We start from the raw sequence: 15,225 nt of genomic DNA on the forward strand, positions 1-15,225 counted from the left end.
GATGAACTTGGGCAACGTTGCGTAAGCGGATGTTGCGGGGTAGTGCGGGGGTGAGGCAATTCGCCGCAAACGGAACGGGGCGATAATCGAACGGAATGTTCCAGTTGGTTAATTATTTTGCTTTGACAGGCTCGTCGCAGCACTAGGCTGCTCCCGCAGGTCGAGCGTCCGAAGCAACAACAGCCCTCGGCAAAACAAAAAGCCCACCGTAAAGGTGGGCTCGATGCTGCTACGAACTCAATCAGCCTTTCGGTGCTTGCACCGATGCCTGCTGGTTGGCCTGCCCGGTCTGCTCATACCAGCCACCGCCGAGCGCCTTGTACAGGTTGACCTCGCTGGTCAGCTGCGAAAGGCGGTCGGTAATCAGCGACTGTTGGGCGCTGAACAGGTTGCGCTGGGCGTCGAGGAAGGTCAGGTTGCTGTCGATCCCGATGCGGTAGCGGCGCTCGGCCAGGCGGTAGTAATCCTGGTTCGCCTGCACCAGGTCGCGCTGGGCCTGCAGCTGCTCTTCGAAGGTCTTGCGCGCCGCCAGGCCATCGGAGACTTCCTGGAAGGCGGTCTGGATGGTTTTTTCGTACTTGGCGACGTTGATGTCCTTCTGGATCTTCGAGTAGTCCAGGCTGGCCCTCAGGCTGCCGGCGTTGAAGATCGGCAGGTTGATCTGCGGCTGGAACAGCCAGGTGCCCTGGCCACCGGCGAACAGGTGACCCATGTCGGGGCTCAGGCTGCCAGCGTTGGCGGTCAGGCTGATGCTCGGGAAGAACGCTGCACGGGCGGCACCAATGTTGGCATTGGCGGCCTTGAGCAGGTGCTCGGCTTCCTGGATGTCCGGGCGACGCTGGAGGATGTCCGACGGCAGGCCGGCCGGCACTTCGGCCAGCTGGTCGGCATTGAGCTCCAGTGGCTTGGCCAGGTTGGCCGGAATGCCGGTGCCCAGCAGCACGGTCAGGCTGTTGACGTCCTGGGCGACCAGGCGCTGGTACTGCGAGTACTTGACCCGGGCGCCTTCCACGGCGGTGCGCGCCTGGCTGACGTCGAGGGCCGAAGCCACGCCGACTTCATTGCTGCGACGGGTGAGGTTGTAGCTTTCCTCGTAGGTCTTCAGCGTTTCTTCGGTCAGCTTGAACAGGGCCTGGTCGGCCTGCCAGGTGTAGTAGGCGTTGGCCACGCTGGCGACCAGGGCAATTTGCGTGGAGCGACGCGCCTGCTCGCTGGACAGGTAGGTTTCCAGCGCCTGCTCGGTCAGGCTGCGCACACGGCCGAACAGGTCCAGCTCATAAGCGCTGACGCCCAGGGTGGCCGAGTACTGGCTGGTGATGCCCGATTCGCCGGTTTGCGACATGTTCGCCGGTACGCGCTGGCGGCTGCCGCTGCCGGTGGCCGAAACTGCCGGGAACAGATCGGCACGCTGAATGCGGTACTGCGCGCGGTAGGCGTCGAGGTTCAGCGCCGCGACGCGCAGGTCGCGGTTGTTGACCAGCGAAGTCTGGATCAGCTGTTGCAGCGCCGGGTCGTGGAAGAACTGGCGCCAGCCCTGTTCGGCGGCAGCAACGTCTGCCGATTGCGTCGGCGAGTACGCAGGGCCTTGCGGCCACTGCGCTGCCACCGGCGCGTCCGGGGTCTGGTAGTCAGGGATCAGCGAGCAGCCGCCAAGAATGAAAGCGGTTACTGCCAGGGACAACAAAGACTTGGTCATTGCCCAGCCTCATAACGTGGAGTTTCAGGGGTGGCGTCTTTTTCCGGCTCTTTGCTGCCGAACAACGACGACACTGCGACGAAGAACAGTGGTACCCAGAAGATAGCCAGCACGGTCGCACTGATCATGCCGCCGATCACGCCAGTACCAATGGCGTGCTGGCTGCCGGCGCCGGCGCCGCTGGCGATGGTCAACGGTACCACGCCGAGGATGAACGCCAGCGAGGTCATGATGATCGGGCGCAGACGCATGCGGCACGCCTCAATGGCTGCGTCGTACAGGCTGCGGCCTTGTTCGTGCAGTTCCTTGGCGAACTCGACGATCAGAATGGCGTTTTTCGCCGCAAGACCAATGGTGGTCAACAGGCCGACCAGGAAGTACGTGTCGTTGGACAGCCCGCGCAGGCTGGTGGCGATCAGTGCACCGATGATACCCAGCGGTACTACCAGCACGACGGCGATCGGGATCGACCAGCTTTCATAGAGTGCAGCCAGGCACAGGAACACGAACAGCACAGAGAGGGCGAACAGTGCCGGCATCTGCGAGCCGGAGAGTTTTTCCTCGTAAGACATGCCGGTCCAGGAGAAGCCGATACCGTCCGGCAACTCGCCCGCGATGCGTTCCACCTCGGCCATGGCATCACCGGTGCTGTAGCCCGGGGCCGGAGCACCCAGGATTTCCATCGCCTCGACGCCGTTGTAACGGGACAGCTTGGGCGAACCGTAGGTCCACTCGCCTTTGGCGAACGACGAGAACGGGACCATTTCGCCTGCACCGTTGCGCACATACCACTTCTGCAGGTCTTCCGGGCTCATCCGCGCGTTTGGTTCGCCCTGGATGTACACCTTCTTGACTCGGCCACGGTCGATGAAGTCGTTGACATAGCTGGCACCCAGTGCAATCGACAGGGTGTTGTTGATGTCGGCAATGGTCACGCCCAGGGCGCTTGCACGTTCGTCATCGATAGTCAGCTGGTACTGCGGCTCATCGTTCAGGCCGTTCGGGCGCACGGCACTGAGTACCTTGCTTTGTGCGGCCTTTGCCAGGAACTGGTTGCGCGCTTCCATGAGTTTGGCATGGCCGACACCGCCGCGGTCCTGCAGGAACACGTCGAAGCCGGTAGCGTTACCCAGTTCGAGTACCGCAGGCGGCGCGAAGGCGAACACCATCGCGTCGCGGAAGGTGAAGAAGTGCTGCTGGGCACGCTCGGCCAGGGCGAACACACTGTTCTCCTTGGAGCGCTCGCCCCACGGCTTGAGCATGATGAACGCCATACCCGAGCTCTGGCCGCGGCCGGCGAAGTTGAAGCCGTTGACGGTGAACACCGATGCCACGGTGTCGGCCTCTTCCTTCAACAGGTACTCACGCATCTGGTCAACCACAACCTGCGTACGTTCGGCACTGGAGCCGGCCGGGGTCTGTACCTGGGCAAACAGTACGCCCTGGTCTTCTTCCGGGAGGAAGGCAGTAGGGATGCGGGCGAACAGCCAGATCATGCCGACCACGATCAGCGCGTAGCCGAGCAGGAACGGCACCTTGTTGCGCAGGATAGTGCCCACGCTGCGCTCGTAGCCGTTTACGCTGCGGTCGAAGTTGCGGTTGAACCAGCCAAAGAACCCGCCTTTGGCGGTGTGGTGCTCACCTTTCTTCAGCGGCTTGAGCATGGTGGCGCACAGTGCCGGGGTGAAGATAAGCGCTACCAGCACCGAGAGGCCCATGGCCGACACGATGGTGATGGAGAACTGCCGGTAGATCACACCTGTGGAACCACCGAAGAACGCCATGGGCAGCAGTACCGCCGACAGTACCAGGGCAATACCCACCAGGGCGCCCTGGATCTGTTCCATCGAACGTTTGGTCGCCTCCTTGGGCGGTAACCCTTCTTCGGACATGACCCGTTCGACGTTCTCCACCACGACGATGGCGTCGTCCACCAGCAAGCCGATGGCCAGGACCATGGCGAACATGGTCAGGGTGTTGATACTGAAGCCTGCGGCGGCAAGGATGCCGAACGTACCCAGCAACACCACCGGTACGGTCATGGTGGTGATGATGGTGGCGCGGAAGTTCTGCAGGAACAGGTACATCACCAGGAACACCAGGACCACGGCTTCAATCAGGGTGTGGATCACACCGCTGATCGATTCGGTGACCACCGGGGTGGTGTCATACGGGAATACCGCTTTCACGCCAGGTGGGAAGAACGGTTCCAGGCTTTTGATGGTCTCGCGCAGTGCCTTGGCGGTGTCCAGGGCGTTGGCGCCGGTAGCCAGTTTTACGGCCAGGCCGGAAGCCGGCTTGCCGTTGAACTGGGCGCTGACCGCGTAGTTTTCACCGCCCAGGCCCACTTGCGCGACGTCACCCAGACGCACTTGGGAGCCATCCTTGTTGACCTTGAGCAGGATCTTCTCGAACTGCTCGGCGGTTTGCAGGCGGGTCTTGCCGATGATGGTGGCGTTCAGCTGGGTGCCAGGCAGCGCTGGCAGGCCGCCGAGCTGGCCGGACGACACCTGCACGTTCTGCGCGGCCACGGCGGTCTTGACGTCGACCGGGGTCAGCTGGAACTTGTTCAGCTTGGCCGGATCGAGCCAGATACGCATGGCGTACTGCGCACCGAACACCTGGAAGTCACCCACACCCGCAGTACGCGAGATCGGGTCCTGCATGTTGGAGACGATGTAGTTGGCCAAGTCGTCCTTGGTCATGCTGCCGTCTTCGGACACCAGGCCGATCACCAGCAGGAAGTTCTTCACTGCCTTGGTAACGCGGATACCTTGCTGCTGCACTTCCTGCGGCAGCAATGGGGTGGCCAGGTTCAGCTTGTTCTGAACCTGGACCTGGGCGGTGTCGGGGTTGGTGCCCTGTTCGAAGGTGGCAGTAATGGTCATGCTGCCGTCGGAGTTGCTTTCCGACGACACATAACGCAGGTTGTCGATACCGTTGAGCTGCTGCTCGATCACCTGTACCACGGTGTCCTGCACGGTTTGCGCCGAAGCACCCGGGTAGGTCACGGCGATGGCGATGGCCGGCGGCGCGATGCTTGGGTACTGGTTGATCGGCAGCTTCAGGATCGACAAGGCGCCGACCAGCATGATAACCAAGGCGATCACCCAGGCGAAGATCGGGCGATCGATAAAGAACTTCGACATGGTTTACTCCGCTTTGGCGTCTGCTTTGGCAGCGTTGGCCTGATCAGGGCCGCCTGGCTTCTTCACGTTGGTGGCATCGCTTACCTTGACTTCGACGCCCGGGCGCACGTACTGCAGCCCTTCGGTGATCAGGCGGTCGCCGGGGTTGAGGCCTTCCTCGATCAGCCAGTCGCTGCCCAGGGTACGGCTGGCCTTGAGCTGGCGCAGTTCGACCTTGTTCTCCTGGTTGACCACCAGGGCGGTCGGTGCGCCTTTGAGGTCGCGGGTCACGCCTTGCTGCGGTGCCAGGATGGCTTGGCTGTTGACCCCGGCCTTGAGCCGCGCATGCACGAACATGCCTGGCAGCAGGGTGTGGTCCGGGTTGGGGAAGATGGCGCGCAGGGTCACCGAGCCGGTGGTCTCGTCGACCGCGACTTCGGAAAACTCAAGGCGACCTTCCTGCTTGAACAGGCTGCCGTCTTCCAGCACCAGCTGAACCGATGCGGTGTTGGCGCCAGACTTCTGCAGTTGGCCGCTTTCCAGTTCACGGCGCAGCTTCAGCAGCTCGGCAGTGGACTGGGTGACGTCGACGTAGATCGGGTCGAGCTGCTGGATGGTGGCCATGGCGTTGGTCTGGCCATTGCTCACCAGCGCGCCTTCGGTAAACGACGAGCGGCCGATGCGACCACTGATGGGCGCCAGCACCTTGGTGTAGCGCAGGTCGATCTGGGCGCTTTTCAGCGAAGCATCGGCCTGCAATCGTTTGGCATTGGCGTCGTCGTATTCCTGCTTGGACACCGCCTGTTCGTCGATCAGCTGCTTGTAGCGCTCGGCCAGGGAGCGGGTAGCTTGCAAGTTGGCCTGGGCGTTGGCCAGGTTGGCTTCGTACACGGCAGGGTCGATCTGGTAAAGCTGCTGGCCTTCCTTCACCTCACTGCCTTCCTTGAACAGGCGCTTGAGGATGATGCCGTTGACCTGCGGGCGCACTTCGGCGACGCGGTAGGCACTGGTACGCCCCGGCAATTCCGAGGTCAGGGTGAAGGCTTGCGGCTGGATGGTCACGACGCCGACCTGAGGAGCCTGCGCCGCTGGCGCTGCTTCTTCTTTCTTACAGCCACTGAGCAGGGTTGCCAGGGCGACGGCGGAAACCAGAGCGGTAACGGCTGGCTTGAATTGCATGAGGATCCTCGGGTCGCTGGAGCAGGGAGACGCTCAAGAGTAATGGAAGAGATCTTGATCTGGAAAAATTGCTATCCGGTGGATAAATAGCTTGCTAAGGAATATACTTACATTCATGGTTGTTTGTAAATACCGCTGGGTTGTACTCAGGTACTGCCACAGCTCTTGATTAGCTCATCCGCGAGGCTCCCTGCAGAGGTGCCCCCGGAGCGTCCCCCGCACGCGCCGCGCGTTCGGGCCAGATGAGGTTGTACTGCCATGGTCCGTCGAACCAAAGAAGAAGCCCAGGAAACCCGCGCCCAGATCATCGAGGCGGCGGAAAAGGCCTTCTACAAGCGCGGGGTTGCGCGAACCACCCTGGCCGACATCGCCGAACTGGCGGGTGTGACGCGGGGGGCTATCTACTGGCACTTCAACAACAAGGCAGAGCTGGTGCAGGCGTTGCTCGACAGCCTGCACGAAACCCATGACCACTTGGCGCGGGCGAGTGAAAGCGAGGACGAAGTCGACCCGCTTGGCTGCATGCGCAAGCTGCTGTTGCAAGTGTTCAACGAGCTTGTGCTTGATGCCCGAACCCGGCGTATCAATGAAATCCTGCATCACAAGTGCGAGTTCACCGATGACATGTGTGAAATTCGCCAGCAGCGCCAGGGCGCAGTGCTGGATTGCCACAAGGGCATTGCCCTGGCGTTGGCCAATGCCGTTCGCCGGGGCCAGTTGCCTGGCGAGCTGGATGTCGAGCGCGCGGCGGTGGCCATGTTTGCCTATGTCGATGGCCTGATCGGGCGCTGGCTGTTGCTGCCGGACAGTGTCGATCTGTTGGGTGATGTCGAAAAATGGGTCGACACCGGGCTGGATATGCTGCGCTTGAGCCCGGCCCTGCGCAAATGACACTTTGTTAAGGATTGTGAGGGAGTGTTTCCCATGTGTATTAACAGGGGATTAAGCCCTGAGCGCTTGATCCTTTAGCGTCCGCGTAGTTGTCGATCTGGCAATGCCACTGCGGCAACCAGCCCGAGCAGTGCAACCAGCCCACTCCCGATCAACATCTGCCGGAACGTCTCCGTCAACCGCCCCTGCGTGACCAGGTCCACCTCGCCTGCCTTCAGGCTCCCCAGCAATGGATTCCCCAGCATTTCGAAACCGCCCTGGTGCAAAAGCCCCAGTAACAGGCTGGACATGCAGGCCACGCCCATGGCCCCGCCCAGCGAACGGAACAGGTTGGTGGTGCTGGTGGCCACCCCGATGTCCTTGCTGTCCACCGCGCTTTGCGTGCCCACCAGCGATGTCGGGAACTGCAACCCGCAGGCAATGCCGGTCAGCAGCATGAACAATGCACTGAGCCACCCCGACTGCGGCGGGGTCAGCGCCATGGCAAAAATGGCCACTGGCATCAGCACTGCACCGGCCAGAATTTGCGGCTTGTAGCGCCCGGTGCGGCTGGTCATGCGCCCGCCGGTAAAGGCACCCAGGGGTAGCCCCATCGCCAGTGGCAGCAGGTGCAGGGCGGCGCTGTCGGCACCGGCGCCGGTGATGCCCTGGTAGCGCAAAGGCATCAGCATGGTCAGGGAAATCGACTGGAAACTGGCGAAAAAGATCACGCCCCAGCACAACACCGCGACCCGGTTGCCAAACAGGCCCAAGGGCAGCAGCGGTTCCGGGCAGCGGCGCTCATGAATGATGAACAGCGCCAGGCCCAGCACGGCGCAGGCGAACAAGGCCAGCACGGCCGGGTCGACCCAGGCGTGGCCCTGGCCGACCAGGGTGATGCCCAGTAACAGGCTGCCCAGGCCGACGATCAGCAGCACGGCGCCCATGTAGTCCACCTGCGCCTCGCGGCGCTGCGCCGGCATGCCGGCAAGGGCCCGGTGGATCGCCCACAAGGCAACCAGCCCCAGCGGCAGGTTGATCCAGAATACCCAGCGCCATGACAGGTACTCGGTCAACCAGCCCCCCAGCACCGGCCCGGCGACACTCGCCACTGCATACATGCTGCTGAAATAGCCCTGGTAGCGGCCACGTTCACGTGGGGGCACGAAGTCGCCGATAATTGCCTGGCTGACCGAAACCATGCCACCCGCGCCAATGCCCTGCAGTACCCGGGCCAGCACCAGTTGCTGCATGTCCTGGGCCATGGCGCAGGCGATCGAGGCAAGGGTGAACAGGCTGATGCCGGTCAGGATCATCCGCCTCCGCCCGTACAGGTCACCCAGCTTGCCGTAGATCGGCACGGCCACGGTCATTGCCACCATGTAGCCGGAAATAACCCACGCCAGCAGGCCGACATCGTTGAACTGAGCCGAGATCGCGGGCAGCGAGACGGCGACGATGGTCTGGTCCAGTGCGCCGAGGAAGATCGCCAGCATCAGGGCGGTCAGCACGTTGCGCAGTGTGGTGGGGGGCAGGGCGGCGGTCACGGGAATACCTTGTTTGTCTGTGGCTGCCTCTTCGCGGGCAAGGCGAATTGTAACCTGAGTTAGGTAGCTTCCTATGTACTATCTGCATCCCCTATGCCGAATCGGCATTGGCGCATTCATCCAGTGCAGCATGGCTGCGTGATATCGTTGGTATGCCACAGGGGCTGAAATCCGGGGCTTGCACCAGCTTGGTGCAGCAATATGCCGCAGGATTTTCAGCCCGCTGTCTCCCACACCTTTTATTCCTCTGCCTGCATGTCGAGCATGACCGCCCAGATGGCGACGGTTGGAACAGGTCAGGTAGACCCGATTACAGGGGTCGGTAGTTACCGTTCAAATTTCAACTTATTTGCGGAGTGATCATGCCCAAGGCTTCCCATCAAGATCTGCGTTTTGCCTTCCGCGAACTGCTCGCTTCAGGTTCCTGTTACCACACGGCATCGGTGTTCGACCCGATGTCGGCACGCATTGCCGCAGACCTGGGCTTCGAGGTCGGCATCCTGGGCGGGTCCGTCGCTTCGTTGCAGGTGCTGGCCGCGCCGGACTTTGCCCTGATTACCCTCAGCGAGTTCGTCGAGCAGGCCACCCGTATTGGCCGGGTAGCACAATTGCCCGTGCTGGCTGATGCCGACCACGGCTACGGCAACGCGCTGAACGTGATGCGCACGGTGATCGAACTGGAGCGCGCCGGCGTGGCCGGGCTGACCATCGAAGACACCCTGCTGCCCGCCCAGTTCGGGCGCAAGTCCACTGACCTGATCCCGGTCGAGGAAGGTGTTGGCAAGATCCGTGCGGCGCTGGAGGCACGGGTAGATTCGTCGTTGTCGATCATCGCCCGCACCAACGCTGGCGTGCTCACCACCGAAGAAATCATCGTGCGCACCCAGAGCTACCAGAAGGCCGGTGCCGATGGCATCTGCATGGTGGGCGTGAAGGACTTCGAGCAGCTCGAGCAGATTGCCGAGCACCTGACGGTGCCACTGATGCTGGTCACCTATGGCAACCCCAACCTGCATGACGATGAACGCCTGGCGCGCCTGGGCGTGCGTATCGCAGTCGATGGCCATGGCGCCTACTTTGCTGCGATCAAGGCCACTTACGATTGCTTGCGCTTGCAGCGTGGCCAGCAGAACAAGTCGCAGAACCTGAGCGCCACCGAACTCTCGCACACCTACACCCAGCCCGAGGATTACATCCGCTGGGCCAAGGAATACATGAGCGTCGAAGAGTGACCGGCAGGGCGCCGTCAACTCAACGGACGGCGCTCAAGGTTGCAGTGTGAGGCACGCAATGTGCCTGCTCGCAGCTGGCTGCGGCGCTGGGCTGACTGCGTAGCAGCTCGGCGCGCCAGCACGCTGAACCATACAGCCCTGCGACCGCAGTCAGGGCCATGACAAGGGCGACTCTTCTGGATTTGATGCCCATGGTGCTCACCTCCTGTTACAGCAATAGGTGATACCTTCCAGCGTAGGCCAATTTCAGCGTTACAGATCCCGATCCCACTCCGGCTCGTCCTTGAACCGCTGCACCAGGAAATCCAACATGCTGCGCAAGGTCGCCGGCATGTGCTTGCGTGACGTGTACACCGCATTCAGGTTCAGTTCACGTGGCTGCGCTTCGGGCAGCAGGCGTACCAGTTCGCCCCTGCGCAGGGCGTCGGCGGCCTGGTAGGTTGGCAGCATGGCGATTCCTGCGCTGGCCAGGGCTGCCTTTTGCAATGTCATGGCTTCGTTGGCGCTGATGTTTCCCGCCACCGGTACGGCGACCTGCTGGCCGGCTACCTCGAAATGCCACAGGCTGTGGCCGAAATAGGCATGGGTCAGGCAGTTGTGCCGGCTCAGGTCCTCGACCCGTTGCGGTACGCCGTGCTCGCTCAGGTAGGCCGGGGCCGCGCACACCACCGAGCGGCACACGCTCAGGCGGCGGGCGATCAGGTTGGGGTCCAGCTCGTTGCTGGTGCGGATGGCCAGGTCGATGCGCTCATCCACCAGGTTGACGGTGCGATCGAGCATTTGCAGTTCCACCTTCACCCCAGGATAGCGCCGCACATAGGCAGTCACCGCGTCCACCAGCTGCGCCTGGCCGAAAGAGGTGCTGACGCTGATGCGCAGCGCGCCTTTCGGCGCGTCATCCGGCTGCTGCACCGCGGCCTGCAGGTCGCCGGCCAGTTCCAGCAGTTGCCGGCAGCGGGGCAGGGTTTCCTGGCCGGCCGCGGTGAGGCTGAGCTTTCGAGTGGTGCGCTGCATTAGCCGCGCGCCAACCCAGTCCTCCAGCTCTGCCAGGTAACGCGACACCACGGGGCGAGAAAGCTGCAGGTGGTCTGCCGCTGCCGACTGGCTGCCCAGGTCGACGACGGTAACGAAAACGCGCATGGCGTTGAGACGGTCCATGATTTGCCCGGTTTTAGAAACAAACTATGTTCAAGCATGGCATTTTTTGTCACGGATCGGGCAACTAAGCTGTTGGGCATCGTTCAACTGAAGGCCTTGCCCATGTCCCTGTTCACCCCCCTGCGGGGCCTGCTGCTGGCCTGCGTGACCCTGGCCGGCCCGGCGCTGGCAGCCGAACCGTTGCAACTGGACGTCTACAACCCCGGGCACGCGGCCATTTTCCCGGTCAGCTCGGTGATTGTCAGTGGCGAGCACGATGCCGTGCTGGTCGATGCCCAGTTCGGCAAGGCCCAGGCCCGGCAACTGGTGCAGCGCCTGCAGGCTGGCGGCAAACGCTTGACCACCATCTACATCAGCCACGGCGACCCGGACTATTACTTTGGCCTGGACACCCTGACCCAGGCCTTCCCCGACGCCAAGGTGCTGGCCTCTGCCGCCACGGTTGCACATATCCGCCAGACCATGGACGCCAAGCTGGCGTACTGGGGGCCGCAGATGGGGGCAGACAAACCGGCGCGACTGGTGTTGCCGCAGGTGCTCGAAGGCCAGCGCCTGACACTGGAAGGGCAGGCCCTGGACGTGGTTGGCCTGGACGGCCCGCAGCCAGACCGCAGCTTCGTGTGGATCCCGTCAATCAAGGCGGTGGTCGGTGGCGTGGTGGTGGCTGAAAACATTCATGTGTGGATGGCCGATACTCAATCGGCCAAGTCCCACGCCGACTGGCTTGGCACCTTGGCGCACATCGAAGCGCTGGGGCCACGCACGGTCATCCCTGGGCACTACCTGGGAGACAGCAGCCGTTCACTGCAGGCTGTGCGTTTCACCGCAGACTACATTCGTGGGTTCGATGCCGAAACCGCCAAGGCGAAAGACGCCAACGCGCTGATCGAGGCCATGAAGCAGCGTTACCCGGGCCTGGCCGATGAAAGCTCGCTGGAGCTCGGGGCCAAGGTCGCCAAGGGCGAGATGAAGTGGTAATTCCGTTCAATTGATGGAGAGTGTTCCCATGAGCAAGATCGCAATCATCGGCGCCACTGGCCGCGCTGGTAGCCAGTTGCTGGAAGAAGCCCTGCGCCGTGGCCACAGCGTATTGGCCATTGCCCGTGACCCTTCGCAACTGCAAGGCCGTGAAGGGGTGACCGTCAAGGCGCTGGATGCCAAGGACAGTGCGGCCCTGCAAGCGGCGGTAACGGGGGTGGACGCGGTGTTGAGCGCGGCGCATTTCTCGACCATCGAGCCGCATGCCATCATCGAGCCGGTCAAACGGGCCGGGGTAAAGCGCCTGCTGGTGGTGGGTGGTGCCGGCAGCTTGTTGCTGCCGTCGGGGCATCGGGTGATCGACAGCCCGGACTTCCCGGAGGCCTACAAGGCCGAGGCCACGGCCGGGGTGCGTTTTCTGGAAGCGTTGCAGCGCGACCCGAACCTGGACTGGACCTTCCTCTCACCGTCTGCGGAGTTTGTTGAAGGTGAGCGCAGTGGGCGCTACAAAGTGGGCAAGGATCATCTGCTGATCGGTGCGGATGGCAAAAGCTGGATCACCTTCGCCGACTATGCGATTGCCATGCTCGACGAACTGGAAAAGCCGGCGCATTCGCGGCAGCGGTTTACCGTCGGGTATTGAGTCGCCTGCTTCGCGGGCATGCCCGCGAAGAGGCCCTTATTGGCTAGCCTGGCTCTCCAGCCAGTCCAGTAACTCCATCAACCCTGGCGGCAAGCTTCTGGCCTGGCTCACCAGGTAATACCCTTTACCGGTCACCACCTTCAGCGCAAACGGCATGCACAGCCGCCCCCCGCGCAAGTCATCGCCAATCAGCGACCAGTCGCCGATGGCCACGCCCGTCCCCTGAGAGGCCATGGCCATCGCCATGTCCAGTGTCTCGAAATGCTGCTTCGGCCCATGAGTGGCCAACGTCACCCCAGCGGCCTGTAGCCACAACTGCCAGTCGTGTTCATCCCGCGAGGGGTGCAGCAGCATGTGCCGCGCCAGGTCTTCCACCTGCTGCAACGGTATCGGCCCTTCACGCAGCGAGGGTGCGCACACTGGCGTAAGTTGTTCGTCGAACAGCTTGCGCACCTGCAGCCCGTGATTTGGCGCATCGCCATAGACCACCGCCGCATCGAAGCCCTCGCGACGAAAATCCACCCCATGTTGCACCGTGGTGGTCAATTCCACCGGTACATCCGGGCGCAGTGCCTGCCATTCCATCAGGCGCGGCAGCAGCCAGCGCATCACGCACGTCGGGGCCTTGAGCTGCAAGGTCGTGCTGCGCCCACCCACTTCACGCACGCCTTGCTCGATCAGCGCGAACACCTGCTGTACCCGAGGCAGCCAGTCCTGGCCTTCACGGGTCAGGCTAAGCCCACGGGCCTGGCGCTGGAAAAGCGCATAACCCAGGTGCTCTTCGAGGGCGGCGATCTGGCGGCTGACAGCGCCTTGGGTGATGTGCAGCTGTTGCCCGGCACGGGTGAAGTTGCAGTGCTGGGCGGTGACCAGAAAGGTATGCAGGGCGGGCAGGGGCGGGAGGCGTTTCATTGCGCTGAGCCATGATTGCAGAACATGGCTAGTATGTGTTTTTTTGCATTGTGGCGATAGCCGTCGCTTGGGTCCAATAAGGGCATAATCCAACAAGATTCAGGGTGAAAAGCGATGGCAACCTGCGGCGAAGTACTGGTCAATCTCCTTGAAGGCTATGGTGTGGACCATGTCTTCGGCATTCCCGGTGTACATACCGTGGAGCTGTATCGCGGCCTTGCCGGCTCGTCCATCCGCCACATCACCCCGCGCCACGAGCAGGGTGCCGGGTTCATGGCTGATGGCTATGCGCGTACCGGGGGCAAACCTGGGGTGTGCTTCATCATTACCGGCCCTGGCATGACCAACATCACCACCGCCATGGGCCAGGCGTATGCCGACTCGATCCCGATGCTGGTGATTTCCAGCGTGCAGTCCCGGGACCAGCTGGGCGGTGGCCGCGGCAAGCTGCACGAGCTGCCCAACCAGGCGGCGCTGGTGTCGGGAGTGGCCGCGTTTTCTCACACCTTGATGAGTGCTGCAGACCTGCCGCAGGTGCTGGCGCGGGCATTTGCCGTGTTCGAGAGCGCCCGGCCACGCCCGGTGCATATCGAAATCCCGCTCGACGTGCTGGTGGAACCGGCGGACTTCCTGCTGCCGGGCCGTCCGGTGCGTGGCAGCCGGGCAGGGGCAGCGCCGCAGGCCGTGGCACAGATGGCCGAGCGCCTGGCAGGTGCCAAGCGGCCCTTGATCCTGGCGGGCGGTGGCGCGTTGGCCGCAGGTGCTGCGCTGGCGCGCCTGGCCGAACACCTTCAGGCGCCAGTGGCGCTGACCATCAATGCCAAGGGTTTGCTGCCGGCCAGCCACCCGCTGCAGATCGGTTCGACCCAGTCGCTGCCGGCTACACGGGCGCTGGTGGCTGAGGCCGACGTGGTGCTGGCGATCGGTACCGAATTGGCCGAAACCGATTATGACGTGACCTTCAAGGGTGGGTTCGAGATCCCGGGCAGCCTGCTGCGCATTGACATCGACCCGGACCAGACCGTGCGCAACTACCTGCCCGAGCTTGCGCTGGTGGCCGATGCCGAACTGGCTGCCGAAGCATTGCTGGGTGCCTTGCAGGCTCAGCCGCTACCCGTGCGTGAAAGCACTTGGGGTGTGGCTCGCGTAGCTTGCCTGCGCCAGGAACTGGCGGCAGGTTGGGACCAGCCAACCCTGAGCCAGACGCGTCTGCTGAACGCGATTCTCGAGCGACTGCCCAATGCCGTGCTGGTAGGCGATTCGACCCAGCCGGTTTACACCGGCAACCTGACCCTGGACATGCACCAGCCACGTCGCTGGTTCAATGCCTCCACCGGTTACGGCACCCTGGGTTACGCGCTGCCTGCGGCCATGGGCGCCTGGCTGGGGAGTGCGGAGCAAATCGGCCAGCGCGCGCCGGCGGTGTGCCTGATTGGTGACGGCGGTTTGCAGTTCACCCTGCCAGAACTGGCCAGCGCGGTGGAGGCGCAGGTGCCGTTGATCGTGCTGTTGTGGAATAACCAAGGGTACGAGGAGATCAAGAAGTACATGGTCAACCGGGCAATCGAGCCGGTCGGGGTCGATATCCATACTCCGGACTTCCTCGGCGTGGCGCGGGCATTGGGGGCTGCGGCGGAGCATGTGACGGACGTGAAGCAGCTGCAGGCGGCGCTGGGGCAGGCGGTGGAGCGCAAGGGCCCGACCTTGATTCAGGTTGACCAGAATCAGTGGCAGGAAACCGTGGCGGGTTGAATCAAGGTTATTACCTGTGCGGGCCCCTTCGCGGGTAAACCCGCTCCCACAGGATCACCACAGCTTTCGAACACTGTGGCGATCCTGTGGGAGCGGGTTTACCCGCGAAGAGGCCAGTACAGTAAAAGCT

General features: G+C 62.8%; 11 protein-coding genes. 5 read left to right on the forward strand and 6 right to left on the reverse strand.

Annotated features, from left to right (window positions below; all coding sequences use genetic code 11):
* Positions 1-241: 241 nt before the first annotated feature.
* The 3 genes from JOY50_RS14440 to ttgA are packed head-to-tail and all read right to left on the reverse strand — an operon-like array spanning position 242 to position 6,003.
* A complete protein-coding gene (locus JOY50_RS14440; RefSeq protein WP_243055452.1) occupies positions 242-1,696 on the reverse strand; it encodes an AdeC/AdeK/OprM family multidrug efflux complex outer membrane factor in 1,455 nt (484 codons plus the stop codon).
* Positions 1,693-4,845, reverse strand: coding sequence for a multidrug efflux RND transporter permease subunit TtgB (ttgB, locus tag JOY50_RS14445; protein WP_016498129.1), 3,153 nt, complete (start codon positions 4,843-4,845; stop codon positions 1,693-1,695). Before ttgB ends, JOY50_RS14440 begins: the two co-directional genes overlap by 4 nt.
* A 3-nt stretch (positions 4,846-4,848) precedes the next feature.
* Positions 4,849-6,003 (reverse strand): toluene efflux RND transporter periplasmic adaptor subunit TtgA, encoded by a 1,155-nt coding sequence (gene ttgA, locus JOY50_RS14450; RefSeq protein WP_132842277.1) that lies wholly within the window; start codon positions 6,001-6,003, stop codon positions 4,849-4,851.
* A gap of 258 nt (positions 6,004-6,261) precedes the next feature.
* Between ttgA and ttgR the strand changes: the two genes are divergently transcribed.
* Positions 6,262-6,894 carry an efflux transport transcriptional regulator TtgR gene (gene ttgR, locus JOY50_RS14455; RefSeq protein WP_016488872.1) on the forward strand — a complete coding sequence of 211 codons (633 nt, stop codon included), beginning with the start codon at positions 6,262-6,264 and terminating at the stop codon, positions 6,892-6,894.
* Between the two features lie 74 nt (positions 6,895-6,968).
* Here the strand turns inward: ttgR and JOY50_RS14460 are convergent, their stop codons facing one another.
* Positions 6,969-8,420 carry an MDR family MFS transporter gene (locus tag JOY50_RS14460; RefSeq protein WP_243055453.1) on the reverse strand — a complete coding sequence of 484 codons (1,452 nt, stop codon included), beginning with the start codon at positions 8,418-8,420 and terminating at the stop codon, positions 6,969-6,971.
* A 362-nt stretch (positions 8,421-8,782) separates the two neighbouring features.
* Between JOY50_RS14460 and JOY50_RS14465 the strand changes: the two genes are divergently transcribed.
* Entirely contained in the window at positions 8,783-9,652 is an 870-nt protein-coding gene (locus JOY50_RS14465) for an oxaloacetate decarboxylase (RefSeq protein ID WP_132842272.1), read from the forward strand.
* A gap of 252 nt (positions 9,653-9,904) precedes the next feature.
* Here JOY50_RS14465 and JOY50_RS14470 read toward each other — a convergent pair whose 3' ends face one another.
* Positions 9,905-10,810 (reverse strand): LysR family transcriptional regulator, encoded by a 906-nt coding sequence (locus JOY50_RS14470; protein ID WP_019472698.1) that lies wholly within the window; start codon positions 10,808-10,810, stop codon positions 9,905-9,907.
* 102 nt (positions 10,811-10,912) lie between these two features.
* Between JOY50_RS14470 and JOY50_RS14475 the strand changes: the two genes are divergently transcribed.
* Both JOY50_RS14475 and JOY50_RS14480 read left to right on the forward strand, forming a co-directional pair.
* Positions 10,913-11,788 carry an MBL fold metallo-hydrolase gene (locus JOY50_RS14475; protein WP_132842270.1) on the forward strand — a complete coding sequence of 292 codons (876 nt, stop codon included), beginning with the start codon at positions 10,913-10,915 and terminating at the stop codon, positions 11,786-11,788.
* A 28-nt stretch (positions 11,789-11,816) separates the two neighbouring features.
* Positions 11,817-12,431, forward strand: coding sequence for an NAD(P)-dependent oxidoreductase (locus tag JOY50_RS14480; protein WP_138737406.1), 615 nt, complete (start codon positions 11,817-11,819; stop codon positions 12,429-12,431).
* 36 nt (positions 12,432-12,467) lie between these two features.
* Here JOY50_RS14480 and JOY50_RS14485 read toward each other — a convergent pair whose 3' ends face one another.
* Positions 12,468-13,343: a LysR substrate-binding domain-containing protein gene (locus JOY50_RS14485; protein ID WP_243055454.1), complete on the reverse strand. Its 876-nt coding sequence runs from the start codon at positions 13,341-13,343 to the stop codon at positions 12,468-12,470.
* A 114-nt stretch (positions 13,344-13,457) separates the two neighbouring features.
* Between JOY50_RS14485 and JOY50_RS14490 the strand changes: the two genes are divergently transcribed.
* Positions 13,458-15,095: a 5-guanidino-2-oxopentanoate decarboxylase gene (locus JOY50_RS14490; protein WP_243055455.1), complete on the forward strand. Its 1,638-nt coding sequence runs from the start codon at positions 13,458-13,460 to the stop codon at positions 15,093-15,095.
* The last annotated feature ends 130 nt before the right edge of the window (positions 15,096-15,225 follow it).

This window comes from Pseudomonas sp. BP01 (assembly GCF_022760795.1).
GTDB lineage: Bacteria > Pseudomonadota > Gammaproteobacteria > Pseudomonadales > Pseudomonadaceae > Aquipseudomonas > Aquipseudomonas putida_Q.

Excerpts from the sequence above, each read along its gene's own strand:
- JOY50_RS14440 (WP_243055452.1), bottom strand. The coding sequence starts at position 1,696 with ATGACCAAGTCTTTGTTGTCCCTGGCAGTAACCGCTTTCATTCTTGGC.
- ttgB (WP_016498129.1), bottom strand. The coding sequence starts at position 4,845 with ATGTCGAAGTTCTTTATCGATCGCCCGATCTTCGCCTGGGTGATCGCC.
- ttgA (WP_132842277.1), bottom strand. The coding sequence starts at position 6,003 with ATGCAATTCAAGCCAGCCGTTACCGCTCTGGTTTCCGCCGTCGCCCTG.
- ttgR (WP_016488872.1), top strand. The coding sequence starts at position 6,262 with ATGGTCCGTCGAACCAAAGAAGAAGCCCAGGAAACCCGCGCCCAGATC.
- JOY50_RS14465 (WP_132842272.1), top strand. The coding sequence starts at position 8,783 with ATGCCCAAGGCTTCCCATCAAGATCTGCGTTTTGCCTTCCGCGAACTG.
- JOY50_RS14470 (WP_019472698.1), bottom strand. The coding sequence starts at position 10,810 with ATGGACCGTCTCAACGCCATGCGCGTTTTCGTTACCGTCGTCGACCTG.
- JOY50_RS14475 (WP_132842270.1), top strand. The coding sequence starts at position 10,913 with ATGTCCCTGTTCACCCCCCTGCGGGGCCTGCTGCTGGCCTGCGTGACC.
- JOY50_RS14480 (WP_138737406.1), top strand. The coding sequence starts at position 11,817 with ATGAGCAAGATCGCAATCATCGGCGCCACTGGCCGCGCTGGTAGCCAG.
- JOY50_RS14485 (WP_243055454.1), bottom strand. The coding sequence starts at position 13,343 with ATGAAACGCCTCCCGCCCCTGCCCGCCCTGCATACCTTTCTGGTCACC.
- JOY50_RS14490 (WP_243055455.1), top strand. The coding sequence starts at position 13,458 with ATGGCAACCTGCGGCGAAGTACTGGTCAATCTCCTTGAAGGCTATGGT.